This window comes from Bradyrhizobium sp. CSA207, from assembly GCF_029051685.1.
Classification (GTDB): Bacteria; Pseudomonadota; Alphaproteobacteria; order Rhizobiales; family Xanthobacteraceae; genus Bradyrhizobium.
The window spans coordinates 299,013-322,631 of the sequence record NZ_JAACFT010000001.1 but is presented as its reverse complement, the minus strand read 5'-3'; the positions used below and the strand labels follow the sequence as shown (position 1 = coordinate 322,631).

Sequence of the window (23,619 nt, the reverse complement as noted above, 5' to 3'; positions counted from 1 at the left end):
GTCGCGATCGATTCAGATCGCACGCTTGTCCGCACCCTGCAGCTTGGCGTGCAGGTTGATCAGCCACATCGCCGTCGGCCGCAGGATGAAGAGATCGGCGACCAGCGCCATGACCATCGAGAAGGCGCTGAGCCAGCCGAACAGCCGCAGCGACGGCAGGTCGGAAAACACAGTAACGACGAGGCCGCAGGCCAGCACCACCGTGGTGAGGATCAGCGCCGGGCCGACCAGCACGGTTGCGCGTTCGACGGCGAGCCCCGAGCCGACACTCGGCTTGCTCTCCAGCCTGAGGCGGTTGAGGAAGTGGATGGTCGCACTCAGCCCCAGGCCGAACGAGACGGTGAGCGCGACGACGCTGGCGAATTGCAGCCCCTCGCCCATCGCCCACAGCACCGTGCCCGACATCACCACCGGGAAGATGCCCGGCAGGATGCAGGCGAACATCACCACCCAGGAGCGAAAGGCGAGGCCGATGAAGATCGCGACCAGCGCGAACTCCACGGTGAGCCCGCGATTCAGCTTCTCGATCATGCCGGCCGAGTTGCGCGCCGCGATGGCGGCGAGACCCGTCACCGCCACTTCGTAGCCCGGATGCTTCTTGCGCACCGCATCAAGCTCGGTGTCGAGCTTGTCGACGATCGGCAGGAGCTGGCTGGAATCCTTGTCCGGCACGCGGCCCGCGACCACGACGGCGTCCTGCTCCGCATCGATGAAGCGGCGCACCAGATGCTCGGGGATGAGGTTCACATATTCCTTCAGTGTCGCGACGTCGGCGCTGCCGGCCTTTTCCGCAAGCCAGCGGCGCAGGGTTTCGACCGACCAGACGTTGCCGACACCGGCCGTCTTTTCCACGACCGCATGCACGTCCCCAATCGTCTGCAGCGTCTCCGGCGAATACAGCGATTCACCCTTGGGGAACTGGATCAGCACGTTGACCGGATTGGCGCCGGTGAGCTTGGCGTCTAGCCGGTCGCTGGCGGCCACTGCCTGGCGCTTGTCCGGTACCTGGTCGGCGAGCCGGTAGCGCGGCTCCAGATTGGCGTAGATCACGCCGAGGCTGGCGACGAACAGCAGCGCGATCAGACTGAACAGGCCGGGCCGGCCCACCATGCGCACCGCGATCCAGTAGCAGAAATTGCGCAGCGCCTGGACGCCGGCGTCCGCGCTCTGGAACTTGGTCGCAAAGACGTTCTCGTTGCGCACGAGCAGCACGCCGAATACCGGCACCAGCGACAGCACCGCGACCAGCGCGATGATGGTGGCGGCCAGGCCGGCTTCGCCGAACTTGCGGATCAAATCGGAGTTCGAGAACTGCAGCGCGATGAAGGAAATTCCGGCGGTGCCGTGCGTCAGCACGCAGGCAGGTCCGACCACCAACACCGCATTCTTGAACGCGGTGAACTTGTCCTGGCCCGCGATCAGCCGGTCGCGCGCGGCGAAGGTGAGCTGCATCGAGTCCGAGAAGCTGATGACCATGATGAGCGGCGTCATCACGTTCAGGAACATGTTGAGATTGAAATTGGCCCAGCCGAGCGCGCCCAGCGCCAGCAGGATCGCGATCATCGGCGGGAAGGCCGCCGCCACCATGAAAGAGATTTTTCGGAAGAAGATGATGGCGATAACGCAGCCGGCGAGAATGCCGAGGATGTTGTAGGTGAGGCCGTCGCGTTCGACCGCGTTGCGGATCTCGAGCTGCATCACCGGCACGCCGGAGAGCTGCACGTTGAGTCCGGTGTCGCCGAGGTCCTCTTTCGTCAGCGCGCGGATGTCGCCGACGGTCTTGGTCAGCTTGTTGGAGGCAACCACCTCCGGATCCAGCGAGAGCACGATCAGCGCGAGCGTGCCGTCCTCCGACAACAGCTTGCCGCGGATGATCTCGTTGGATTTGACGGTTTCGATGAACTTGTCATAGGCCGCGCCCTCGGGCAGTTCGCCCGGAAACAGCGCCGCCGGCAGCTTGCCCGGCGCCGGCGCCTGACGCGCGGAGAACAGCGAGACCAGGCCGCGCGTACCCTCGACCAGTTGCAGGTCGGTGACGAAGTCGCGCAGCTTCTCGAGGTTGTTTCGGGCCAGGAGGGTCTTGCCCTCGATCACGACCAGGACGTCGAATTCCTCGGCCGGGAACTTCTTCGTCACCTCTTCATATTGGTGGAATTCGCGGGAATTGGAGCGGAATAGCTGCGACAGCGAATCGTCGATCTTGATCCGATAGATGCCGAACACGGCGCCGACGATCAGCACCAGCAGCACGATGCAGGAGATGATCGGGGCCCGGACGGCGATCAGCCCGATGCGCTCCAGCCCGAAGGCAATGGAGGACCCCGGTCCCTGCTCGACCTTGTCGACATGAACCTCACTCTCGCTGTGCTTTTCGAGCATGCCTTGTCCAGTTCCTAAATCGGCTCGGTCTGTGAGCTTATTGCGCCCCGCGAACGGCTTGAAAACGCCATACCAATGGGGAGGCTTGCCCTTTGAAAATGCGCGGAAAATCGCCGTGGGGGGTTTAGCAGGTCAATACCCCGACCTGCAAGCAGGCGAAGTATGGCCAAACCGATCAAGATGCGGCGATCTGGGCCCTCGATTTCGGTCATCTTTCCGACGCTGTGCCAATTCGACGCGGCGCGCGGTCTGCGCTCTCGTCTTTCAGCGCCACGCCGGTGACCTGTCGGGCCAGCCCCTCGCGCACCAGCCAGGCGATCTTGAAGGCGGCTTCGTCATAGCTCAGCCCGGCGTGGTGGATGTTCGAGACGCAGTTGCGTTCGGCATCGGTACGCCCGGGCTTCGGCGCAAAGGTCAGATAGGCGCCGAGGCTGTCGGGCGCCGACAGGCCCGGTCGCTCGCCGATCAGCATCAGGGCCATGCGCGCGCCGAGAATGGCGCCGATCTCGTCGCCAAGCGCGACGCGCGCGCCTGAGGCGACAACGACACGGCCGATCGCGACAGCCGGCTCGGCCGCGAGCTGGGGCAGCAGGCTCTCCAGCAGCGCGGCCGCATGGGCATTCACGGCCGCCGCCGACAGGCCATCGCCGATCACGATCGCAAGCGGGCACGGCGTGGTGGCACACTGCGCCAGCGCCCCGGCCGAGTTGGCGTCGAGCTGCCGCCCGAGATCCGGCCGCCGCAGATAATCCCGGCGATCGGCCGCCCGGCTCCTCACCTCGGTCACGGCAAGGCCGAGCTCGCCGAGCCCGGCGACCAGCCGCGGCATGTCGAAGGCGGCATGCACGGCATCGCGGGCGCGGGCGTGGTCCAGCGTGAAATCCAGCAGCGGTTTCGTCGGCAGGCTCGCGCCGCTGCGCCCGAGCGCGACGCGCGCGGGCGTCAATGACCGCAGATCAAGGGTCCGGCGAATCGGAGCGGGCTTGTCGCTCATTCGGCGGGAACGGCGGCCTCGCGCAGCCGCACCGAATAGTTCGATGCGTTCTGCTTGCCGCTGGAGGCCGCGCGCGCAAAGGTGATGAGATGATGCGCGACCAATGTGCTGCCGATCAGGCCTTCGAGATCGCCGCACCGGATGCGTCCCAGCGCGAACTTCCAGAACACGCGCCTGTAGTCGCCGAGCACGCCGACCTTCCAGAAGATGTTTCTTAGCATGACGAGCGCGCGCCTGATGTTGGGCCAGGTCTTCATCTCATCGGACACCGGCACCTTGAGGCGGTTTGAATAGGTGTGGTCGCACTGATACTGGAAGCGCGCATAGACCTTCGCGGGCTCGTAGGCGACTTCCATGCAGTGCTTCCAGGATGCGACGACGTCGTCATAAGGCAGCAGGAAGTCGACGTTGGAATCTCGGCCGTCGTCGTTGATCAGGCGTCCCTCACGCTCCAGCCGGTCCCACAGCGGCGTCTTCGGCAGCGCCTGAAGCAGGTTGATGGTGAGCAGCGGGATCTGGGATTCCTCGATGAAGCCGAGCAGCACATCGGATGTATTCGGCTTGTCGCTGTCCAGCCCCATGATGATGCCGGAGACGACCTCCATGCCGTAGGAGTTGATGGTACGCACCCCCTCCAGGATCGGGACCATCATGTTGTGGTCCTTGTGCATCGCCTTCAGCGCATCGGGATCCGGCGTCTCGATGCCGCAGAAGATGGTGGTGAAATAGGCCTCACGCATCTTCTCCAGAATCTCGGGCCGCTTGGCGATGTTCAGCGTGGCCTCGCAGGCGAGCCGCATCACATAGCCGGTCTTCTTCTGCCATTCGATCAAGTGCGGCAGCAAGTCCATCGCCGCCTTGCGGTTGCCGATGAAATTGTCGTCGACGAAATAGATCGTGTCGGTCATGCCGCATTCGCGCAAGCGGTCGAGCTCGGCGATGATCTGCTCGGGCGACTTGATGCGCGGGTTACGGCCATAGAGACCGGGGATGTCGCAGAACTCGCACTGATATGGGCAGCCGCTGGAATACTGGATGCTGCCGAGAAAGTATTTCTTCACGTCGGCAAGCTCGTAGGCCGGGATCGGGAACTCCGTCATCGGAATTCGGTCTTTGATGGTCAGAACCACCTGATGGTCGGGACGCGAGGTGTCGCGCGACAGGATTTCGATCAGCTGATTGGTGGCGTCGCCGAGCTCGCCGACATGGAGATAGTCGAACGACGGATAATAGTCGGGACACGCGCTGACCGAGGGCCCGCCGAGTGCGACCGGCAGATCGAATTCATGGGCGCGGCGGCAGATGTCGTTCATCTGCTGACGCTGGATGTGCATGCCGCTGACGAAGACCGCTTCCGCCCATTCGAACTCCTCCGCGGTGGTGCGACGGAGGTTCTCGTCGACGAACCTGACCTGCCATTCCTTCGGCAGATAGGCGGCGAGCAGCAAAAGCCCCTGCGGCGGCATGAAGGCACGCACGCCGTCGGTCAGAGGGTAGGCGTGCTCGAAAGTGCCGAAGGACGAGGTGTAGCGCGGGAAAACGCAGAGAATACGCCGGATCGTTCCGTTGCTTTCAGCACGCATCGAAATTTCCCCAACCACATTCTACGAACGGTACTGACGAGGCCACCAGAGACATAACGTAACGCTGGGACCGAATTTCCTCAATATTGTGGCAGCGAACTAATTCGTGAGACGCGCCAATGGTTTCCCCGGTTCATGCCGGCAGGTGAAAGATTTTCGGGGGCTTTTCCCGATCCACCCTCACGCAATCAGCCGCGAGGCAAAATCGGGCAGCAGGCCTGCATCGCCGGCAAGGCGAAAATCGGCGCCCGCAATGCCTGACTGCACCAGCCAATCGTCGAATTCCGGCGCCCGTCGCAGGCCGAAGACGTCGCGGACATAGAGCGCGTCGTGAAACGAGGTCGACTGGTAGTTCAGCATGACGTCGTCGGCGCCCGGCACCCCCATGATGAAGGTGACGCCGGCGGCAGCGAGCAGCGTCAGCAGATTATCCATGTCGTCCTGGTCCGCCTCGGCATGGTTGGTGTAGCAGATGTCGATTCCGAGCGGCAGGCCGAGCAGCTTGCCGCAAAAATGGTCCTCGAGCCCGGCCCGGATGATCTCCTTGCCGTCGTAGAGATATTCCGGACCGATGAAGCCGACCACGCTGTTGACCAGCAGCGGAGCAAAAGCGCGGGCGACCGCATAGGCGCGCGCCTCGCAAGTCTGCTGGTCGACACCGTGATGGGCATTGGCCGACAGCGCCGAGCCCTGGCCGGTCTCGAAATACATCACGTTCTGCCCGACCGTGCCGCGCTTCTGCGACAGCCCGGCCTGCTGCGCTTCCCGGAGCAATGCGAGGTCGATGCCAAAACTGCGGTTGGCGGCCTCGGTGCCTGCGACCGACTGGAAGACGAGGTCGACGGGCACGCCCTGCCCGACCAGCGACAGCGTCGTCGTGACATGGGTCAGCACGCAAGCTTGGGTCGGGATCTTCAGCCGCGCGATGATTTCATCGAGCAGCCGCAGCAATTGCGCGATCACGGCCGGATCGTCGCTGGCCGGATTGATGCCGATGCAGGCATCGCCGGCCCCGAGCAGGAGGCCGTCGAGGATCGATGCGGTGATGCCCTTGGCATCGTCGAAGGGATGGTTGGGCTGGAGCCGCGTGCTCATCCGCCCTTTCAGTCCGATGGTATTGCGGAAAGCCGTGGTAACCTCGCATTTTCGCGCGGCCAGGATCAGGTCCTGGTTGCGCATCAATTTGGAGACCGCGGCCGCCATTTCCGGCGTGATGCCGGGCGCCAGCTTGCGCAGGATCTCGGGCGTCGCGGCGTCGGACAGCAGCCAGTCGCGGAAGCCGCCGACCGTCAGCGAAGACACCGGCGCGAAGGCCTTTGCGTCGTGGCCATCGACGACGAGGCGGGTGACCTCGTCGGCCTCATAGGGGATCACGGCCTCCTGCAAGAACTGTCCGAGCGGAAGATCCGCGAGCGCCATTCGCGCCGCGATCATCTGCTCGGCGCTGCCAGCGGCAATCCCGGCCAGCCGGTCACCCGAACGCGGCGGCGTCGCCTTGGCGAGGAGGTCGCGCAGGTCGGGGAAGGTGTAGGTCGTGGCGTCGATGGCGTGGCGATAGACCAAAGGCCCCTCCGAGTTCGTCGGCCAATGGCCGAGTCCAAATCGATCGTGCAGGCGGTCCCAGCCTCAGGGATATGCGCTTGGCGACCGCTGCGCATGCCGATGTTGCCGGCACGCCGTCCCTTCCCGCAGGGTCGATCTGCCGAGAACCGATAGCGTCACGCCAAACAACTGAAATGACAAGCGTTTCGTTCGACCAAGGACCAATGCCTGCAGCGGCGGCGTTAACGCTGCATCCATCTTCATTCTGCATAGTTTGCATAGATTTTGACACGACCGTGCTCACCGGCCGCTCCAGGCCATCCGGGCCCCTGAACATCATGACAATCGACCGATCTGGGAATGCCGCCAGCCTGGCCGGCCGCTTCACGCTTGCCGCCAGGCTCTACGCGATCTTCGCGCTGTTCGCCCTGCTCACGGCGGCGATCGCGATGCTGTCCGACTACAACAGCCGCCGCGGCGCCGAGCTGGCCGGGGCGATCGAGACGGCGAACGCCGCCGCACTGAACGTCGAGCGCGTCAACTCGCTGGTCTATGCGGTCGTGATGGAGTCGCGCGGCGTCTACATGTCGACCGACCCCGTCGTGGTGAAGAAATACGGCGATGGCCTGCTCAAGTTCAATGGCCAGATCCTCGACGTCGTGAAGCGCTGGGAAACCATCGTCAGGGACGACGATGCCGCGCAGTTCGCCACCTTCAAGAAGCGCATCGAGCAGTTCGTCGACTTCCGCAAGGAGCTGGTGCGCCGCGGCATCGAGATCAATGCGGCCGCGGGGCGCGAATGGGGCGACAACGACGCCAACCGCTCCGTGCGCTCCGCGCTGAACAAGGATCTCGAGGCGCTGTCCAAGGTCTATGCCGAGCGCGCCAGGCAGATCGCGCAGCAGACCGAGACCAACCGCATTCTGTCGCTGGTCTTGACCTGCCTTGGCGGCGTGGCGCTGGCGCTGGTCGTGATCGGCATCGTCATCATCGCCCGCTCGATCGCGCGGCCGCTGGCGACGATCACCGAAACCATCAAGCAGGTCGCGGACGGGGCTGATAGCGTCGTGGTGCCCTACAGCGGCCGCGCCGACGAGATCGGCGCGCTGGCCCGCGCCATCCAGGTGTTCCAGGACGCGATGGGACGCAACCGCAACCTCGCCTCGCAGGTCTCGCAGGACTCCGCCGCGCGCGAGCAGCGCGCCCGCCACATCGAACAATCCGTCGAGGCATTTCGCGAAGCGATCGGGGCCGTCATGCGCGGCCTCACCGACAATGCCACCGTCATGCGCGAGACTGCGCAGACCATCACGCGCGTCACCGCGGATGCGAGCAGCCGCGCCGGCACGGCGGCGAACGCCACCGAGCAGGCGTCCCATAACGTCACCGCGGTGGCAGGCGCCGCCGAGGAACTGTCGGCGTCGGTGGTGGAGATCGGCCGCCAGGTGCGGCAGAGCGCCAGCGCGGTCGGGCAGACCGGCCAGCGTACCGAGAAATCGATCGCCGAGATCGAGAGCCTTGCCGCCGCGACCCAGCGCATCGATGGCGTGCTCAATCTGATCCAGGCGATCGCCGAGCAGACCAATCTGCTGGCGCTCAACGCCACCATCGAGGCCGCGCGTGCCGGCGACGCCGGCCGCGGCTTTGCCGTCGTCGCCCATGAAGTCAAGGCACTGGCGGGGCAGACTGCCAAGGCCACCGCCGAGATCGGCGAGAACGTCTCCATGATCCAGGCTTCCACCCGCAGCGCGGTCGACGCCGTCCGCGAGATCGGCGGCGCGGTGCGCGAGATCAACGACGTCACCTCGGCGATTGCCGGGGCCATCGGCCAGCAGGACGCCGCGACGCGCGAGATCTCCTCCAACGCGCAATCGGCCGCGCAGGGCAACGAGACCCTGGTCGCCAACATCACCTCGCTGCGCGACGCGATCGGCGAGACCGACACCGCGGCGTCCTCGGTGCTGACGGCGGCGAGCAGCCTCACAGCCACTGCGGAGACGCTGTCACGCGAGGTGGAGACGTTCTTCCAGAACTTGCGGTCGGATAGACGCACTGCCAAGGCAGGCTAGCGGGGGGTCGTGCGCTGCGAAGCCGGCAGTGGCACCTCGAACCAAAAGCGCGAAAACAACCCCATGCACAGTAGCCGGCGGCAGCCTTATCAATGGCATGCCGGCCGGCGCGATGCCTCTCGGATTTTACGAAGCGGTTTGACTCGTCGGGCAAAACACCGGCAGTATTGCATCATGGCGGTGGCGCGCCCTCCCCTCCCTCCGTGAACATCTTCCTGAGCAGCGGTGCACGCATGGATTCGATCGGCGAACGCATGCCTTGTCCGCTCCGCCCTTGTGAGCGGATAAGGCCTGCCCGCACTAGCAAGTCGGCAGATGGCCACAAGCGGACTAGTGCGCCGGGACGACTACGTTTATTCAATCACCTGATCCGCGCGGGCGAGCAACGTTGGCGGTATCCCGATGTTCAAGGCAGTGGCCGTCTTGACATTAATCACCAACTCGAACTTTGCCGGCTGTTGAATAGGAAGCTCGGCAGGTTTGACGCCTTTGATGATCTTGTCGACGTATGCTGCGCCTCTCCTGAAGAGATCGACGAGATCGGGGCCGTAGCTCATCAGTGCTCCCATTTCGGTCGCATCGCGATAACCAAAAATCGTCGCTAGTTGTGCCTCCCGCGCAGCATCAACGATATTACGCCGATACGTCCATAGGAGCCCCTCTGGAAAAACAACGAGCCCCTCGACGTTTCCGCGAAGTGAACGGAACACAGTGTCGATGTCCTCGGCTCGGCGCACATCGTACGCGTTGAGAGTAAGCTTTTGCGATTGTGCTGCCTGCTTCACCGCATCAAGGTAGAAACGGCTGCCAGGATTCGCAGAATTCCAAAGTGCGCCAATTCGAGTGAGTTTAGGGGCTGCTTCGTGCAGAAGCTCGAGCATTTTGGCGTTTGTTTCCGGCGTGACTTCCAGAGAAAATCCAGTCAAGTTGCCACCGGGATGAGAGATGCTGGCAGCTAGGCCACCTCCTACGGGATTAACGACGGCAAGCGCGACGATTGGTATCTGTGCTGTAGCCTTCTTGATAGCAACAGCTGGCGGATGGCCAGCCGTGACAATCACGTCCGGCTCACTCTGGACCAACTCCCGCGTTACATCGTCATATTGGCTCTCATGACCAGCCATCCAGCGGTACTGGATCGAGATGTCCCGCCCCTCACTATAACCTAACTCCTTCAATCCTCGCCTGAAGGAATCAGCAAGAGGGTTCGGACCAGCCGCAACCGAAAAGAAAACCACTCGCCATACTTTTCCTGGTCTCTGCGCCTTAACCGATCGCGGCGCAAGCACAGTGATAATAATCCCGCTTGCAACGAGGCCTCGTCTATCGATCATGCGACGCTCCTCCTGAAGGTGCGTTACGCCTGTGCAAAGGCACGATACACGCTTGTCCCCGTCCGTGACCCGCGAAACAAGGTCGCAGCGAGAGAGGTGATCAACCGTGAGGGCCGCTCTGGGTCAAAATCGGCGATCTAGGCCGCTGCAAGCCGCTTCCGGTCTACACCTGACAGCCGACGCTTGGACGAGCATTGAGCTAGGCAGCATCGGGCCAACAGTCGACATCGCCCCACCAATTGACACTGCCTTCATCCTATATGGCGTACGGCCATCTCAGAGCGCGACGGACGGCAACCAACGCTACAACATTTGCAAGGATGCTAAACCAAGGGAAACTTGGAACTGACAACGCGATGCATGTGTGGATCAGGTAAACGATTTGCACGATCAGACCCGCAAGGAGCCCAACCGTTGTCCAGCCAAGTAGCGTCCGGGGCAAGCGTAGTCAGAGGAGCGGTCGATCAAAAGCCCCGCGATCCACGCCGCCAAGGATTCCATTCCCAAATCCTCACGTCTTCCGGGTTCGGCCGTCAGAAGGACATCCACGCCTTAATGAGGTACACGCCCTTAGTGGGCATCTCCAACTCCCGCGTGTGCAAGCTGGGCACCACTTCGATAAATTCGGGCTAGGGTCGATTCTGCGGAATCTGTAAGGCTCGAAGCCACCATCGGATAGGACAATGCAACGCCGCGAGCATGGCGGGAGAGATACGGTTCCGACTGATGGAAATTCACTGTATCTCCACTATTTTGTATTGAGCCGCAATTCTATAGCGGCGATCTCGAAACGAGGTTTTGCATGACCTCTCAGTCTTGGATCAGGCGGCTCTGCGCACCGCTCGTCGCTTTAATTTTGATCGTCGGGCCGTTGGTTTCGTCGGTACGCGCTATTGAGGATGCTCGAAAGGTTGGCGTGGTGTCCTTTGGCCTTTTCGGCGATCAAGGCGTGTTTAGAGCGGAGGCAACTGGCGCAGCTCAGGTCGTAGCGGGCCGTTTCGAGACTGGCGCGATCGACGTACAATACAATTCGAAGGGAGGCGGAAGTGCAACGATCGAAGCCCTGACCAGGTCGTTGCAGGTTGCCGCCAACCGTCTGGATGCCGAGAAAGATATTCTCTTTCTGATTCTCACCTCCCATGGCTCTCCCGACGGGCTTGCAATCAAGGCGGGGCGGCTCACGCAAACGCTGACGCCGTCTCGTCTCGCTGGCATACTCGCGAAGACTGGCGTGCGACACAAGGTGGTGGTCATCTCGGCTTGCTATTCCGGGGTCTTCATCCCACGTCTCGCGAACCCCGATGTGCTGGTCATCACCGCGGCCGATGCCAATCATCCGTCGTTCGGCTGTCAGGATAAGGCGAAGTGGACCTATTTCGGTGATGCTTTTTTTAACGTCGCGCTCCGGCGAGCCGTAAGTCTGAAGGATGCGTTTCTCGATGCGCGCCTGCTTGTCCGTAAGCGAGAACTGCGGGAGCAGTTCGAGCCATCGAACCCACTCATGGCGGGCGGTGAAAACGTGCAGCCATTGCTTGTCGCACGCATCAACGGAAGCCGCCAACCTTGACGTCATTAAACACTTGGTCGACTGATCCCAATTCACGAGTCCAAGCCTACCTAAGTATGATCACTTCATACCGACGCGCAATGGACCTAACCGAGTGCTCGGTGCTACCTATAAATTCGGATACAACGCAACGGAACCGGCCCTGCGAGCCGGCAGTTGCAGGACAAGGTCGGCGGCGTAACCCCCGCCGGCCTTTCTCACGATCTAGCGGCGTTTTGCCGCTCAAGGTGTCTACTGCCACAGTTGGCTGCGGAGAGTACGCCATGAGAAACATCGCCGATCTCCTGATGCGGTTCTGGCAGGGAAGCCAACCCGCGTCCAATATTCAGGTCGCGGCTATGGCGGAAAACCGAGATCGATCCAGCATGGCTGATTTTGTCCGGATCCTGCAGGCCTACGATCAAGCCCGGTAGGGCAGGCGTTAGGGGCAACCGCGTCAGTCCCTGATGTGGACGTCCGAGCAAACCAAAGCCAAGACCTGAGACCGCACCGCGACCGGCCTAGTTCGAACTTACCGAGTCGACTCGCCAGGCCATCGATTACTAGGTCAGGGCAGCCGGCAAAACGCCAAGGGATCGTCTATTCACTGGCCGCAGAGGACCGGACCGTAGCCTGACGACACGGCAGTATGCGCGCCTGCTATCGCATTGGCTGGCCGGTATAGGACTGGACCCTCATTTGTTCGGAACGCATTCACTTCGTCGAACCAAGGCGACGCTCATTTATCGTCGCACCGGTAACATGCGAGCCGTGCAGCTTCTGCTAGGGCATACAAAAATCGAGAGCACGCTCCGCTACCTCGGAATAGAGGTCGATGACGCGCTCGCAATAGCAGAACAGGTGGACGTCTGAACTGACTGGGCAGAGCGGACATGCTCTGCCCCTCGGTTGCAGGCGCCTTCGGGCCAACTACGGAAGTCCCCACATTGGGCGTGACGCTGCACTGATCACGGCGCAGCGGTACCACTCCGTTTTATGATGCCGCGCTCTACGAAGTTCGCGGCATCCTCAGCAGTCATGTTCTGGCTATAGAGCCGCCGTACGGCCGGGCTTAGTCGCTCGGTGAAGATAACGACCGTCATGTTAGCGCCGGTGATCTCCTGCTGGCCCATTTGCTCGGCGTGCGACTCAGCGCGCTGCATTACACGCTGAAACGCCGCCGTGGGACGGGACTCGCCGGGAGATGCGCCGGCCTCGACCACGAGGGTACGCAACTCATTGTCAATGTAGTCGGTCAGACTTTTCTGGAGCGCCGCAAGATCAACACCGCACGCCCGCATCACCTTCGAAGCATTCGCATCATGTGTCAGCGCGAGCAGCAGGTGTTCTAGCGTCGTGTATTGATGTTTTCGCGCATCAGCGTAGCCGAGGGCGCGCTGCAGAGTGAGTTCAAGTTCCGTAGAAAACCGAGGCGTCCGAGGCCTAATCCCTGCATCAATCGTGGCTGATGAGGTCGCAATCTTGGTCCGCGGCGCAGTGACCTCTCCGCGAACCGCCGCTGCAAGCGTGTTCCAGTCGGAAACGCCAAATGCCTTGGCTATCAGTTCAAGGCTTTGGCTGTTGGTGATCTTAACACTGTGGTCGGCTAGGAAGCCCCGGACCGCTTGTGCCATAGCTTTTGCGTCGCGATAGTCGCGCATGATCTTTCATCCTTTGCTTTGAACGAAACAGAGGTGCCAGGAGCTTGCGTTGCTGACCCGTTCGTTCGGGCAAAGGGCTGTGAAAGACCTATGATACGTTCACCATCCCCATTGGGGTGCAAGCAGCAGGTCGTATCTACCTCAAGATAGAATGATCCGGATGCAAAACGGTGTCAATTGCGATCACGCGACGGATCATGTCCGAGTTGTCACAAAATCGGCGATCTAGGCCGCTACAAGCCGCTTCCCGTCTACACCCGACAGCCGACGCTTGGACGAGCATTGAGCTAGGCAGCATGGGGCCAATTTCAGACTCGTGCACGCAACGAAGAGCCCTATTCGACCACCCGGTCCGCCCGCGCGACAAGGAGGGGTGGAAGATCGAGGCCAATTGCTTTCGCGGTCTTTAGGTTGACGATTAGTTCAAATCGGCGAGGCCGCTGGATCGGCAGGTCGCCCGGACTAGAGCCCCGCAAAATTTTGTCGACCGAAGCGACCGCATTCTGCACAAGCTCTCGATTTATGGGTCCGTAAAACAGAAGAGGTAGAGTGGCGCGGCGATGCGTGTCCAAACATCAACATCGAACACCTCCGGCCCCGGCCATGTCGCTGCACTACGCCAACCGACGCGATGGGTCAGCAGACAACCTCAAGCATGCGGCTAGGCGACGGTGTGAAGCGGCTGTCGATCCGTTTCGACGTTGTTCCGACTTCCGCAAAGTTCTCTGGTCGACGTCTCTCGCTTGCTCTGCCTGCGGGAGCGTTATCGCTCGACAGAAACGATGCGAAGTTCAAGTTTGCCAACCTCGGTGTCTGTGATGTCCAGCAATCGCTCAAAATCCAAATCCGACGCGTCAGGGTTCGTAGCAACGATCAGATCCCGGCCAGTGTCGAGGCTGTTGGCGTATGCCATCCTCCCAACGACGACTGGGCGTGAGTAGCCCAAACTGAGCGAAGGAACGATCCTTTCGGTGTTCGCCCGTTCGTCTCTCACGACGAGCTCATATCGGTAGTTTCCGGTGATACGACTTCTCAGGAAAGCGATCAGCGGACCATCGCTGGATACAGCGGGGCTGCGCGCTATTCCCCCTTGCACGAAGAGAGGTTCAAGCTGCATCGTAGTGTTCGATCGTGCCTAGCGGCGCATCAAACTTCAGTCTGAATATGTTGCTCCGCTTCTGGGCATCCAAATTTTCGTCCGGAATTATGGGCTTGCCCCGAGGCGAACCTGATGGTTAGCGCGCCATTGAAGATTTTCATCGAAAGGGCGCAGATTTTGACAGCGCTCGGCAACAGTCTGATCGACAAATCTAGTCGAGCAATGGGATAAAGACGCTCTCCAGAGATGTGTGATCGGCGGAAACAAAATGTATGATGCCCATCAACTGCCGCAAGCAGGAAAGGTCAGATACTCATGCGCCCTTGATTTGCGGTTGGACACTGGCGGCCTGGGATGCGGTCAACCACGGCGTCACAACCCGGCATCAATCGCATGAGATATCTCACGATAGCCGCGGTTTTGGCGACGGCTCATCTGTTGTTGGCGTTGAGCTCTCTTCTGGTTGGTTTTTCCCTGGGAATGGGGCGCTTCGAGTCGGGTGGCGATGTGGACCAGCTCGAAAGTCTGGCCACGGCGCTTTCGGACACGCTGCTTTCGCCCGTCTCGCACGTACAGATCAAGGGATCGTCGTCCGCGCTCCAGTGGGCCGCCGTTCTTGGAAACAGCATTCTTTGGGGTGCTGTTCTTGCAGTGCCGGCAGGGACACGACTGCTGAGGAGGAAAGGTGCGGCCTTCTAGGAACGCCTTCGAGCCAGCCGTGGCGCATCGCCCGCCGCGCAGGATCGCGGCACGGCGGTGGTGGCCGGCCGCTCAACTCCGTCGGGCGATAACATGAGGATGTTCTCGTCAAGATTGCTGACGGTCATGAAACTCGTCGTGCCCGCCGTCTATGTCGCGGGAGCGATAGTGATCTGGCTGGATTTTCTGAGATCGAATCCCGATGGCCTTGCCAATATCTGGATTGCTATCTACACGTTTCCAATCGCCATGCTCGGCACCTTTCTGCTGCAAGGCGAATTCCCGTATGTGCCTGGCCGCTACTATGAATCGCACGCTCTCTACTTCTGGCCGAGTGTTGCCTTTCTCACCCTTGCATTGTTTCTCGTATTCCATGCCTTGCAGAAGATCGTTCGCCGGGCGCCTTGAATGACGAGCCCGCGCATAGCCGAACCCGCTGGTTGGTCGCTCCAGCTGCTTCCCGACTATTCAGCCGGCGGCTTCGACCTCGGGCATCCCACATTCATGACCACGCGCTCAAGTGTAGAACCTACTCCATCGCCCCGCCGCGCTTGATCAGCTCCTTGCCCGCGGCCGCGAGATGCACCTGGTCCGGCCCGTCGCCGATGCGGATGAAGCGGGCGTAGACGTAGGCGCGGGCGAGGAACGTGTCCTGCGAGACACCGGCGGCGCCGTGGATCTGGACGGCGCGGTCGATGACGCGGGCGGCCATGCCGGGTACCACGATCTTGGCCGCGGCGATCAAGTCGCGCGCGGCCTTGTTGCCCTCGCGGTCCATCTTGTCTGCGGCTTGCAGCGTCAAGAGCCGCGCCTGCGCGATCTCGCAGAACGAGTTTGCGATGTCCTCGCGCACCGAGCCCTGCTCGGCGAGCGGCTTGCCGAAGGCTGTGCGAGAGACCGCACGCTGGCACATCAATTCCAGTGCGCGCTGGGCGCACCCGATCAGCCGCATGCAATGGTGGATGCGGCTGGGGCCGAGCCTACCTTGCGCCGTCAGCTAGGGCGCGGACCCACGCGCTGCCGGAACCATCACTGGTCGATCATCCCGTAGGCCCCGCTGGCAACGGGCGTGAATAGTATGATGATTGCAAGATCCTGCTTGCGCGGCGAGACGCCGGCAAGGTCTCCGCAAATGTCCGTGCTTGATCTCGACTCATGGCTCTGTTTGGATGGTTGTCTTTCGGCAACTCGCATTTCGGATAATCATGGTGAATGAAATAGATGGATACCGCCGTTCAATGCGTGCTCGTTCACAAGAAAGCATCGTGACCGTCCACCGCACCGGCATCGGGAACCGGCTACTGGCAGCGCTGCCGCCGGCGGATCTCGGCTTGCTCTCGCCCTACTTCCAGAAGGTCTCGTTTGAGCCAGATGCCGTCCTGGTGCGGTCGGGCGATGAGATGGACCCGGTTTATTTTCCCCATAGCGGCGCAATCGCCTTCATGCTCGATATGCCGGACGGGCAAACGGTCGCAACCACCTTGATGGGACGGGAAGGCGCTTTGGCCTCTTTCTCCGTGCTCGGCCCGTCGCTTTCATCCGTAACCGCGATTGCACGCATGGCCGGCACAGCATCGCTGATTTCCGCCGCCAAATTTCGGGAGGCCTATGCGCAAAGCGCAGCCATCAGGAATGTCGTTCAGCTCCACGCCCGCGCGGTATTATTGCAGCTCCAGCACGTAGCCGCTTGCAACGCGCTGCACAGGGTGGATGGCCGCATGGCGCGGTGGCTTCTGCAGCTTCACGACCGCGTTCCCGATGACCTCCTTCCGGTGACGCAGGAGGCGCTTGCACAATTGCTTGGGGTGCGGCGGACGACAGTGACTCTGACGATGAGCAAGCTACGCGAGGCCGGAGCCGTCCCGTCCGACCGGCGCGGATTTGTAGAGATCGATCGGGCGCGGCTCGAGAGGGTCGCATGCGATTGTTATGCGCTCATGCAGCGCAAGATCGATCGGATGTATTGCCAGGAATTGTCGGCGCCGCAGCCTACCCATGCGCCGTTCCGGGAAAGCGCCATCGTCACCTCCGGCGGAGCGAGTGGTGAATCCAGAGCCGTTTCGCGGGCGGGAAAATAGAAACCATTGCGATGACCGCCTTGGGGTCAGAAGCTGCCATTAGAGAGAAGGCTGGCGCAGGTCCGGAACGGGCCAGGAAGAAATATGGCTTCGAGCAGCCAGAGAGCCCCCGCAACCCGAGAACGTCACGAAGTCAGGTTCAACTCAGATGGCAGCTCCGGCCAGCAAGGACGCGGCGCCAAGCGCGACCAGTGTAAGTCCAGGCCAATTCGATCTGATCCCAAAGCCGCTGGCCGGTCTTTCGGGTTCAAGGGTATCACTGGATCGCCCGGAGCGAAGCCGCCTTCCGCCACTTAGGCGGCCTCGCCAGATCGGCTGATACGCCATCTGGAGCACGCCGCCGAAAACCAGGAGCACACCAAGCCAAATAAGTGTCATACTCGTCTCCCGCACTAATGAATGCCCGAGAAGTTGTCTCCCACGGAGGACCCTCGTCCATTTCGGTTGATTGTTTTTCAACGTCTGGCCGGTGCTTTCGGTCCATTCGTGTCATCTGCATGAATACCACTTAGCCCGGGGACAGGCCTTTTGGCGGAGGATGATCGGCTGGTCGCTATGCGAGGACCTTCGCGCCCGGCATGTCCGCTTTGGGATCAGAAGCAGCCTTGGCCGGGAAGCGCTTGGCAGACAGCCTGCGGGCCAAACCCGCAAGTCGCTGCGACGCAAGTTCTCGGGTTTAAATTGATCGAACGCTCGGTCTTGCCTGAGTGATGGCCACACCGGAAATCGCGAGCAACCCGCCGACAATCAATCTTGGAGTCACGCGGTCGCCAAGGAACAGCACGCTCGAAATCAAAGCGAACACCGGAAGCAGCAGAGCGAAGGGGGCAACGCGGCCCATCGAGCAACGGGCGATCAGCCAGAACCAAAGTCCGAACCCGACAATTCCTCCGATGAAGATGGTGTAGGCGAGTGCCAGCCAGCCATTTTGATCCGCCGTGACGAGGCTCGTCAGCTGTCCATATTCGAGCAGCAACGACATCAACATGACCTGCGGCACCGTGAGTAGCGAAAACCACCCCATCAACATCAGGGGATCAAAAGGGCCGTAGCGCTTCGTCAAGACGTTGGACACCGCGAAGGCAAAGGCTGCTCCGACCACAAGCAGCAGCGGAAGCGCGTTTGCCGACAGGCCGGGCCCCGCTGCCAACACGACCACACCGACGAATGCAAGCACCACGCCGGCGGACGTAGTTAGCGACGGCCTCTCCGCGAGCAGCGGCCAGGCCAACAGGACGGTGAAGGGCGGAGCGAGTTGATATGCGACGGCCGACATGCTTCCCGAGCCGAGCCCAAGGCCGACATAGAACAGCCCGAAGTTCAGCCCGCCCAGGAAGAGCGAAATAGCTGCGATGGGGCCGAGCTGTTGACGCGTGGGCCTCTTGACGAACGGAACAAGCAGCAGCGCGATCGCCAGAAAGCGCAGAGCGAGGAAGAATAGAGGCGGAAACTCCGCAACGCCCACTTTGATAGCCACGAACTGGTAACCCCAGAGCAAGGGGACGGCCACCGCGCAGACGATCTGGATAGGAGACATGGCATCTTTTCCTTTCAAGACCATTCGGTCTAGATATAGGCGCGCTAACAGCGGAGGCGTCCATGGGTTGTCTACCTGATGAAGCGGCCGAGAAGAGCGTCAACGGTGGCTTGCAACGTGATCGGTGTCGGTGCCGTTTTGGCGACCACTCGTAGCCCCCAAAGGAAACAGATGAGAATGCGGGCGGCACTTGCAGGCTCGACACCTTCGGCCAACTTGCCCGCCGCCTTCGCACGGGACAGTGCATCCGCCACCATGGCCTCCATGGCTTTGAAAAAGCTCGCGATGCGGCGATTAACTTCAGCATCCTGGCCAGCCAGCTCCATGGCTGTGGCCACGAGCAGGCATCCGCGCCGGCCATTGGCACCGCTGGTGCGCTCAACGTAACCGGCAAGGTAGGCCCGTAGGGCGTCGACCGGCTCCCTGCGGGGATCGAGTTCGATGTCCATCCGTGTCATGGCATCGGCAATGTAGCGATCAAGCGAACGCAGGAAGAGCGAGTGCTTGTCGCCGAAAGCGGCGTAAAGGCTGCCACGCGAGAGCTTCGTCGCACGAAGAAGGTCCGGCAGCGCCGTGGCGTGATAGCCGCGCGACCAGAACACATCCATCGCGCGTTCGACAGCGGCTTCCGTGTCGAAACTTCGGGGGCGGCCACGGGGCAACTGCGCTGGGGGTTGACGGCTCATAGGTAATATATAGACCGATTGGTCTATATATCAAGTGACGCTTTGGCTCGGATGCGGGGTTGGCCGGGAGGCATTTTGTGCGTCGGCTACGCGCCCACAAACGGACTAAGGCGTCATTCCCCAAGCTGCACGCTGGCGGCTGTGCATCACTGAACCGACTTTGGCCAAGGTTCCACAAGCTTCATGCTCCCACCTCGAAACACACGTCAATATTGTGAGACTCTTAATAGTTGTTGCGGCATTTTCATTCCCGTCGTGCAAGGAGTGGCCGCAAATGGCTTCGAATTTCTGTTCGAGGCCGTCACAATCGCCCCAGAGAAGCGGGTTGGAAGACCAATAGTCTCTCTACGTTTGTTCCGGCTGAACTGGGTGCTGTTCGCAATTATTCCATCATGTCGGAAGCTGTGCTGCGTTTGATCGTGTGAATTGATGGGGCTCTTGAGATTACTCCTGGCACTCGCCGTGGTCGGCGACCACGTGATGCCGCCATTCCCCTGGCTGCGTCTCACGACGGGGATCACGGCAGTTGAAATCTTCTTTGTTATTTCCGGCTTCTACATGCAGATGGTCTTGTCGCAACGCTACGCGTCCGCAGGAGCATTCTACCTCAGTCGAGCAGTTCGGATTTTCCCGACATATTGGATCGTGGCGGCCCTTACTTTGGCGCTTTGGCCCGCGAACGGTTTCCACCACATCGCCAGCCTGGGATGGCAGCCAGCCATTCTGGTGTTCGCGTCCAGCATCTTGATTTTTCTTCAGGACACTTTGCTGTTCCTCGGAGTGGATCACGGCGAGCTATTCTTCACCGCAGATTTTCACTCCACCGCGCCCCAACTGTCCTCGTACCTGATTGTGCGCCCATCGTGGACACTGGCGCTGGAGCTGTATTTTTACCTGTTGGCGCCGTCTTTGGCTCGGCTTGGTCGCTCGAGCTTGGGTGTGGTCGCTCTCATACTCACCGGAGCGAGACTTGCAGCGTATGCTGCCGGATTGGATCACGATCCGTGGTTCTATCGCTTCTTTCCGTTCGAGCTTCCTCTGTTTGTGCTCGGAATGCTCAGCTTCCGATTGTTCAGCCGGATCGAAACGCTTCCATTCGCGAAATCCAAGGCCGTAGCGCTCGTCGCAATCGCCGGGTTGATCGTGCTGGGACAGTGGTTTGCCGTGAATGTGCCGGTTCAGTACGGCTTCGTTGTGGCTACGGCGGCCGCGGCCGTCGCTCCGGTTGCCTTTGCAGCCTTCAAGGACGTCAGCATCGATCGATTTGTCGGTGATCTTTCCTATCCGATCTACCTGGTGCATTTCCCGATCATTCAGTTTCTGAGTGACCGCTATGCCGTCGTCGTCGGGGTAAGCCTGTTGGTGTCTTGTCTCATTATCGTTGGTCTTGAGAGGCCGCTGGACCGACTTCGGCATCGCCTCGCCAGCGCAAACTGGAACAAAAGCCGGCCCATTCCATCGATCACGCGGCCGGGGTTCCCCCAGAGCATGTCACCGCCTAGCCCGCCATCACCCCGCCGCGCTTGATCAACTCCTTGCCGACCGCTGCCAGATGCACCTGGTCCGGCCCGTCGCCGATGCGAATGAAGCGGGCGTAGACGTAAGCGCGGGCCAGGAACGTGTCCTGCGAGACGCCGGCAGCGCCGTGGATCTGGATGGCGCGGTCGATGACGCGGGCGGCCATGCTCGGCACCACGATCTTGGCCGCTGCGATCAGGTCGCGCGCGGCCTTGTTGCCCTCGCGGTCCATCTTGTCGGCGGCTTGCAGCGTCAATAGCCGCGCCTGTGCGATCTCGCAGAACGAGTTTGCGATGTCCTCGCGTACCGAGCCTTGCTCGGCGAGCGGCTTGCCGAAGGCCGTGCGCGACACCGCGCGGGCGCACATCAATTCCAGCGCGCGCTGGGCGCAGCCGATCAGCCGCATGCAATGGTGGATGCGGCCCGGACCGAGCCGCCCCTGCGCGATCTCGAAGCCGCGGCCCTCGCCGAGCAAAATGTTCTCGGCGGGCACGCGGACATCCTCGTAGACGATCTCGGGATGGCCGGCCGGCGCGTCGTCATAGCCGTAAGTGAGCATGTCGCGCACGATGCGGACGCCGGGCGTCATCTTCGGCACCAGGATCATGGATTGCTGGCTATGGCGGTCGGGATGGTCGGGCGCGGTCTTGCCCATCACGATCAGGATCTCGCAATCCTCGTTCATCGCGCCGGAGGTAAACCATTTGCGGCCATTGATGACGTAGTCGCCACCGTCGCGCCTGATCTCGCACTGGATATTGGTGGCGTCGCTGGAGGCGACCTGCGGCTCGGTCATCGAGAAGCCGGAGCGGATGCGCCCCTCGAGCAGCGGCTTCAGCCAGCGCTGCTGCTGCGCCGGCGTGCCGTAATTGGCCAGCACCTCCATGTTGCCGACGTCGGGCGCCGAGCAGTTGAACACCTCGGGTGCCCAGAGGATGCGGCCCATGATCTCCTTCACGGGGGCGTATTCGAGATTGGTCAGCCTTGGGCCGGTAGGGTCTGGGCCGTGCTCGCCGGACAGGAACAGGTTCCAGAGGCCCTGCTCGCGCGCCAGCCGCTTCAGGTCCTGCAGCACAGGCGGCGTCCGGTAGCGCGTGGCTTCCGGTTTGACCTGCTCGTAATAGAGCTCCTCGACCGGCTCGACATGCGTCCGCATAAACTGGCGAACGCGATCCTGGAGCTCCAGCGAACGTGCGGAGTGTTGAAAGTCCATTGTAGCCTCCCGTTCGTGCCGAAAAAGCTGGGCGCAATGAAGGTGCCTCTTCCCTTCTCCCCTTGTGGGAGAAGGTGGCATAGGCGGCCTTCGGCCGCCGTTCTTAAGAACGCCGAAGCGGAGCTTCGGCTATGGCGCCGGATGAGGGGTCTCTATCAGCAACACGACTGCGCAAGAGTGACTCGCGGAGAGAAACCCCTCACCCGGCTTCGCGTGCCGCGAAGCCACCCTCTCCCACAAGGGGAGAGGGTGCACCGCCTCTGCGGCCGTTCGTCAGCCCTAACGTCACGTCCCCCGCAACAGCTCGCTTGCCACGATCCAGTCGTTGCCGTCGAACTGGAGCATATAGCCGTCCTTGATCGGGCGGAAATCCTGCGACGTGGTGTTGAGGGTGATGCCGGGCATCAGCAGCGACAACGGCACGCTCTTCAGGCTCGCCGCCTGCGCCATGATGTTCTCGCGCGTCAGATTGTCCTTGCACTGCTTCAGCACGACGACCAGCGCCTCGGCAACGGTGTAGCCGTAGAGGCCGGCGACATTGTTGACGTCGGCATTGGGCAGGCGCCGCTTCATGAAGTCGATATAGGCCGACATCGCCGGATCGTCCTTCGGCTCGGCCGTGAACGGCTTGAGCGAGCCGAGCGACAGTACGCCCTTGCCGGCATCGAGACCCGCCGGCACCATCACGGTGGCCTTGTTGGCGCAGCCCGAGGCGAGGAAGCGCTGCGGCTGCCAGCCGACCTCGTGGGCTTTCCGGATCGCCTGCGCGCAGGCGCGCGGCGTCACCGAATAGATCATGAAGACGTCGGCCTTGGAGCTCGCGAGCGTCAGCACCTGGGAATCGACGGTCGGATCGGCAACCTCGAAGCTCGAGGCCATCGCGATTGCCTTGTCGGCATCAGGGCCGAGCGCCTCCTTGACGCCGCGCAAATATTCCTTGCCGGCGTCATCGTTCTGGTAGAGCACTGCAAAGCGCGCATTCGGATTCTTGGCGCGGGCATAGGCAACGTCGATCGCGGCCTCGCTGGTGTAGTTCGGCGCCCAGGGCAGCGCCATCGACCAGGGCATGTTGGCCGGATCGTTCCACTTCGAGGCCGAGCTGATCAAAAACAGCTGCGGCACCTTGCTGCTGTTGAGATACTTTGCGATCGCCGAGCTCGGCGCCGTGCCCATGGTCGCGAAGATGAAGGCAACGCCATCGCTCTCGACCAGCCGCCGTGCCGCTTCCATGGTCTTGGGCGGCGAGAACGCGTCGTCCAGCGAGATCAAATTGAGCTTGCGCCCGTTGACGCCGCCCGTCTCGTTGACCTCGTCGAAATAGCCCGCGATCACCTTGCCGGTGATGCTGAGCGGCGACGCCGGCCCGCTATAGGGCATGGTGTTGCCGATCTTGATCTCGGTGTCGCTGACGCCGGGACCGTAGGATTTTTGCGCGGAGACGGGTGTGGACAGACCGGCGGCAGCCAGCGCTGCGGCCAGGACCAGAGCGGCTTTCATGGTTTCTCCCCGATGATGATCGTCCGCGCGAGGCGAACGCACGGCGTGCTGCTTTTGGTCAGCGCGTCAGATCAGCGGAGTTCGGCAAGACGGTCTTGCGTCGAGTTGCTGGTAGCTAAAGCGCGATGACGTTCGGATGAACCGCCATCGCGCTTTAGGTCATTGTCTGAGCACGATCTTTTTC

At 61.7% G+C, this 23,619-nt stretch carries 18 protein-coding genes and 2 pseudogenes; 8 read left to right on the top strand and 12 right to left on the bottom strand.

Features of this window, described 5'->3' with window-relative positions:
• Nucleotides 1–12: 12 nt before the first annotated feature.
• The 4 genes from GWG65_RS01430 to GWG65_RS01415 form a co-directional block, all read right to left on the bottom strand.
• The gene (locus tag GWG65_RS01430; RefSeq protein ID WP_275193500.1) at nucleotides 13–2,379 is read right to left on the bottom strand and encodes an MMPL family transporter; all 2,367 of its coding nucleotides are present in this window, start codon (nucleotides 2,377–2,379) and stop codon (nucleotides 13–15) included.
• A gap of 208 nt (nucleotides 2,380–2,587) precedes the next feature.
• A complete protein-coding gene (gene eutC / locus GWG65_RS01425) occupies nucleotides 2,588–3,373 on the bottom strand; it encodes an ethanolamine ammonia-lyase subunit EutC (protein WP_275193499.1) in 786 nt (261 codons plus the stop codon).
• Nucleotides 3,370–4,956 carry a B12-binding domain-containing radical SAM protein gene (locus GWG65_RS01420; RefSeq protein ID WP_275193498.1) on the bottom strand — a complete coding sequence of 529 codons (1,587 nt, stop codon included), beginning with the start codon at nucleotides 4,954–4,956 and terminating at the stop codon, nucleotides 3,370–3,372. The genes eutC and GWG65_RS01420 overlap by 4 nt, the downstream gene beginning before the upstream one ends.
• A gap of 180 nt (nucleotides 4,957–5,136) precedes the next feature.
• Nucleotides 5,137–6,519 carry an ethanolamine ammonia-lyase subunit EutB gene (locus GWG65_RS01415; protein WP_275193497.1) on the bottom strand — a complete coding sequence of 461 codons (1,383 nt, stop codon included), beginning with the start codon at nucleotides 6,517–6,519 and terminating at the stop codon, nucleotides 5,137–5,139.
• Between the two features lie 317 nt (nucleotides 6,520–6,836).
• Here GWG65_RS01415 and GWG65_RS01410 point away from each other — a divergent pair, with 317 nt between their 5' ends.
• Nucleotides 6,837–8,567, top strand: a complete 1,731-nt coding sequence (locus tag GWG65_RS01410) for a methyl-accepting chemotaxis protein (protein WP_275193496.1) — start codon at nucleotides 6,837–6,839, stop codon at nucleotides 8,565–8,567.
• A 353-nt stretch (nucleotides 8,568–8,920) separates the two neighbouring features.
• Here the strand turns inward: GWG65_RS01410 and GWG65_RS01405 are convergent, their stop codons facing one another.
• Nucleotides 8,921–9,901, bottom strand: coding sequence for an ABC transporter substrate-binding protein (locus tag GWG65_RS01405; protein WP_275193495.1), 981 nt, complete (start codon nucleotides 9,899–9,901; stop codon nucleotides 8,921–8,923).
• A gap of 802 nt (nucleotides 9,902–10,703) precedes the next feature.
• On the opposite strand from GWG65_RS01405, the gene GWG65_RS01400 reads away from it, so the two are divergent.
• From GWG65_RS01400 to GWG65_RS01390, 3 genes and pseudogenes are all read left to right on the top strand, one after another.
• On the top strand, nucleotides 10,704–11,468 hold the full coding sequence (locus tag GWG65_RS01400; protein ID WP_275193494.1) for a C13 family peptidase: 765 nt from the start codon (nucleotides 10,704–10,706) through the stop codon (nucleotides 11,466–11,468).
• Between the two features lie 263 nt (nucleotides 11,469–11,731).
• Complete coding sequence (locus GWG65_RS01395; protein ID WP_275193493.1) at nucleotides 11,732–11,881, top strand: hypothetical protein; 150 nt, start codon at nucleotides 11,732–11,734, stop codon at nucleotides 11,879–11,881.
• Between the two features lie 160 nt (nucleotides 11,882–12,041).
• Nucleotides 12,042–12,320 (top strand): annotated as a pseudogene (locus GWG65_RS01390) (tyrosine-type recombinase/integrase); the annotation flags it as partial.
• Nucleotides 12,321–12,415: 95 nt separating this feature from the next.
• Here the strand turns inward: GWG65_RS01390 and GWG65_RS01385 are convergent.
• Together GWG65_RS01385 and GWG65_RS01380 are read right to left on the bottom strand one after the other, a co-directional pair.
• Nucleotides 12,416–13,108 carry a Clp protease N-terminal domain-containing protein gene (locus GWG65_RS01385; RefSeq protein ID WP_275193492.1) on the bottom strand — a complete coding sequence of 231 codons (693 nt, stop codon included), beginning with the start codon at nucleotides 13,106–13,108 and terminating at the stop codon, nucleotides 12,416–12,418.
• A 763-nt stretch (nucleotides 13,109–13,871) separates the two neighbouring features.
• Nucleotides 13,872–14,225: a hypothetical protein gene (locus GWG65_RS01380; RefSeq protein WP_275193491.1), complete on the bottom strand. Its 354-nt coding sequence runs from the start codon at nucleotides 14,223–14,225 to the stop codon at nucleotides 13,872–13,874.
• Between the two features lie 375 nt (nucleotides 14,226–14,600).
• Here GWG65_RS01380 and GWG65_RS01375 point away from each other — a divergent pair, with 375 nt between their 5' ends.
• Nucleotides 14,601–14,906 (top strand): hypothetical protein, encoded by a 306-nt coding sequence (locus GWG65_RS01375; protein ID WP_275193490.1) that lies wholly within the window; start codon nucleotides 14,601–14,603, stop codon nucleotides 14,904–14,906.
• A gap of 126 nt (nucleotides 14,907–15,032) precedes the next feature.
• Nucleotides 15,033–15,314 carry a hypothetical protein gene (locus GWG65_RS01370; protein ID WP_275193489.1) on the top strand — a complete coding sequence of 94 codons (282 nt, stop codon included), beginning with the start codon at nucleotides 15,033–15,035 and terminating at the stop codon, nucleotides 15,312–15,314.
• A 121-nt stretch (nucleotides 15,315–15,435) separates the two neighbouring features.
• Here GWG65_RS01370 and GWG65_RS01365 read toward each other — a convergent pair.
• A pseudogene (locus tag GWG65_RS01365) lies at nucleotides 15,436–15,897 on the bottom strand (acyl-CoA dehydrogenase family protein); the annotation flags it as partial.
• Between the two features lie 247 nt (nucleotides 15,898–16,144).
• On the opposite strand from GWG65_RS01365, the gene GWG65_RS01360 reads away from it, so the two are divergent.
• Entirely contained in the window at nucleotides 16,145–16,984 is an 840-nt protein-coding gene (locus GWG65_RS01360) for a Crp/Fnr family transcriptional regulator (RefSeq protein WP_275193488.1), read from the top strand.
• A gap of 676 nt (nucleotides 16,985–17,660) precedes the next feature.
• Here the strand turns inward: GWG65_RS01360 and GWG65_RS01355 are convergent.
• Both GWG65_RS01355 and GWG65_RS01350 read right to left on the bottom strand, forming a co-directional pair.
• Nucleotides 17,661–18,521: an EamA family transporter gene (locus tag GWG65_RS01355; RefSeq protein ID WP_275193487.1), complete on the bottom strand. Its 861-nt coding sequence runs from the start codon at nucleotides 18,519–18,521 to the stop codon at nucleotides 17,661–17,663.
• Between the two features lie 71 nt (nucleotides 18,522–18,592).
• The gene (locus GWG65_RS01350) at nucleotides 18,593–19,207 is read right to left on the bottom strand and encodes a TetR/AcrR family transcriptional regulator (protein WP_275193486.1); all 615 of its coding nucleotides are present in this window, start codon (nucleotides 19,205–19,207) and stop codon (nucleotides 18,593–18,595) included.
• A gap of 429 nt (nucleotides 19,208–19,636) precedes the next feature.
• On the opposite strand from GWG65_RS01350, the gene GWG65_RS01345 reads away from it, so the two are divergent.
• Nucleotides 19,637–20,734, top strand: a complete 1,098-nt coding sequence (locus GWG65_RS01345; protein WP_275193563.1) for an acyltransferase — start codon at nucleotides 19,637–19,639, stop codon at nucleotides 20,732–20,734.
• Here the strand turns inward: GWG65_RS01345 and GWG65_RS01340 are convergent.
• A complete protein-coding gene (locus GWG65_RS01340) occupies nucleotides 20,706–21,938 on the bottom strand; it encodes an acyl-CoA dehydrogenase family protein (RefSeq protein ID WP_275193485.1) in 1,233 nt (410 codons plus the stop codon). The genes GWG65_RS01345 and GWG65_RS01340 overlap by 29 nt on opposite strands.
• 285 nt (nucleotides 21,939–22,223) lie before the next feature.
• On the bottom strand, nucleotides 22,224–23,435 hold the full coding sequence (locus tag GWG65_RS01335) for an ABC transporter substrate-binding protein (RefSeq protein ID WP_275193484.1): 1,212 nt from the start codon (nucleotides 23,433–23,435) through the stop codon (nucleotides 22,224–22,226).
• Between the last annotated feature and the right edge of the window lie 184 nt (nucleotides 23,436–23,619).

Bases quoted from the DNA above. Each gene is read 5' to 3' on its own strand.
- GWG65_RS01430 (WP_275193500.1), bottom strand. From the start codon at position 2,379: ATGCTCGAAAAGCACAGCGAGAGTGAGGTTCATGTCGACAAGGTCGAG.
- eutC (WP_275193499.1), bottom strand. From the start codon at position 3,373: ATGAGCGACAAGCCCGCTCCGATTCGCCGGACCCTTGATCTGCGGTCA.
- GWG65_RS01420 (WP_275193498.1), bottom strand. From the start codon at position 4,956: ATGCGTGCTGAAAGCAACGGAACGATCCGGCGTATTCTCTGCGTTTTC.
- GWG65_RS01410 (WP_275193496.1), top strand. From the start codon at position 6,837: ATGACAATCGACCGATCTGGGAATGCCGCCAGCCTGGCCGGCCGCTTC.
- GWG65_RS01405 (WP_275193495.1), bottom strand. From the start codon at position 9,901: ATGATCGATAGACGAGGCCTCGTTGCAAGCGGGATTATTATCACTGTG.
- GWG65_RS01400 (WP_275193494.1), top strand. From the start codon at position 10,704: ATGACCTCTCAGTCTTGGATCAGGCGGCTCTGCGCACCGCTCGTCGCT.
- GWG65_RS01395 (WP_275193493.1), top strand. From the start codon at position 11,732: ATGAGAAACATCGCCGATCTCCTGATGCGGTTCTGGCAGGGAAGCCAA.
- GWG65_RS01385 (WP_275193492.1), bottom strand. From the start codon at position 13,108: ATGCGCGACTATCGCGACGCAAAAGCTATGGCACAAGCGGTCCGGGGC.
- GWG65_RS01380 (WP_275193491.1), bottom strand. From the start codon at position 14,225: ATGCAGCTTGAACCTCTCTTCGTGCAAGGGGGAATAGCGCGCAGCCCC.
- GWG65_RS01375 (WP_275193490.1), top strand. From the start codon at position 14,601: ATGAGATATCTCACGATAGCCGCGGTTTTGGCGACGGCTCATCTGTTG.
- GWG65_RS01370 (WP_275193489.1), top strand. From the start codon at position 15,033: ATGAAACTCGTCGTGCCCGCCGTCTATGTCGCGGGAGCGATAGTGATC.
- GWG65_RS01360 (WP_275193488.1), top strand. From the start codon at position 16,145: ATGCGTGCTCGTTCACAAGAAAGCATCGTGACCGTCCACCGCACCGGC.
- GWG65_RS01355 (WP_275193487.1), bottom strand. From the start codon at position 18,521: ATGTCTCCTATCCAGATCGTCTGCGCGGTGGCCGTCCCCTTGCTCTGG.
- GWG65_RS01350 (WP_275193486.1), bottom strand. From the start codon at position 19,207: ATGAGCCGTCAACCCCCAGCGCAGTTGCCCCGTGGCCGCCCCCGAAGT.
- GWG65_RS01345 (WP_275193563.1), top strand. From the start codon at position 19,637: ATGGGGCTCTTGAGATTACTCCTGGCACTCGCCGTGGTCGGCGACCAC.
- GWG65_RS01340 (WP_275193485.1), bottom strand. From the start codon at position 21,938: ATGGACTTTCAACACTCCGCACGTTCGCTGGAGCTCCAGGATCGCGTT.
- GWG65_RS01335 (WP_275193484.1), bottom strand. From the start codon at position 23,435: ATGAAAGCCGCTCTGGTCCTGGCCGCAGCGCTGGCTGCCGCCGGTCTG.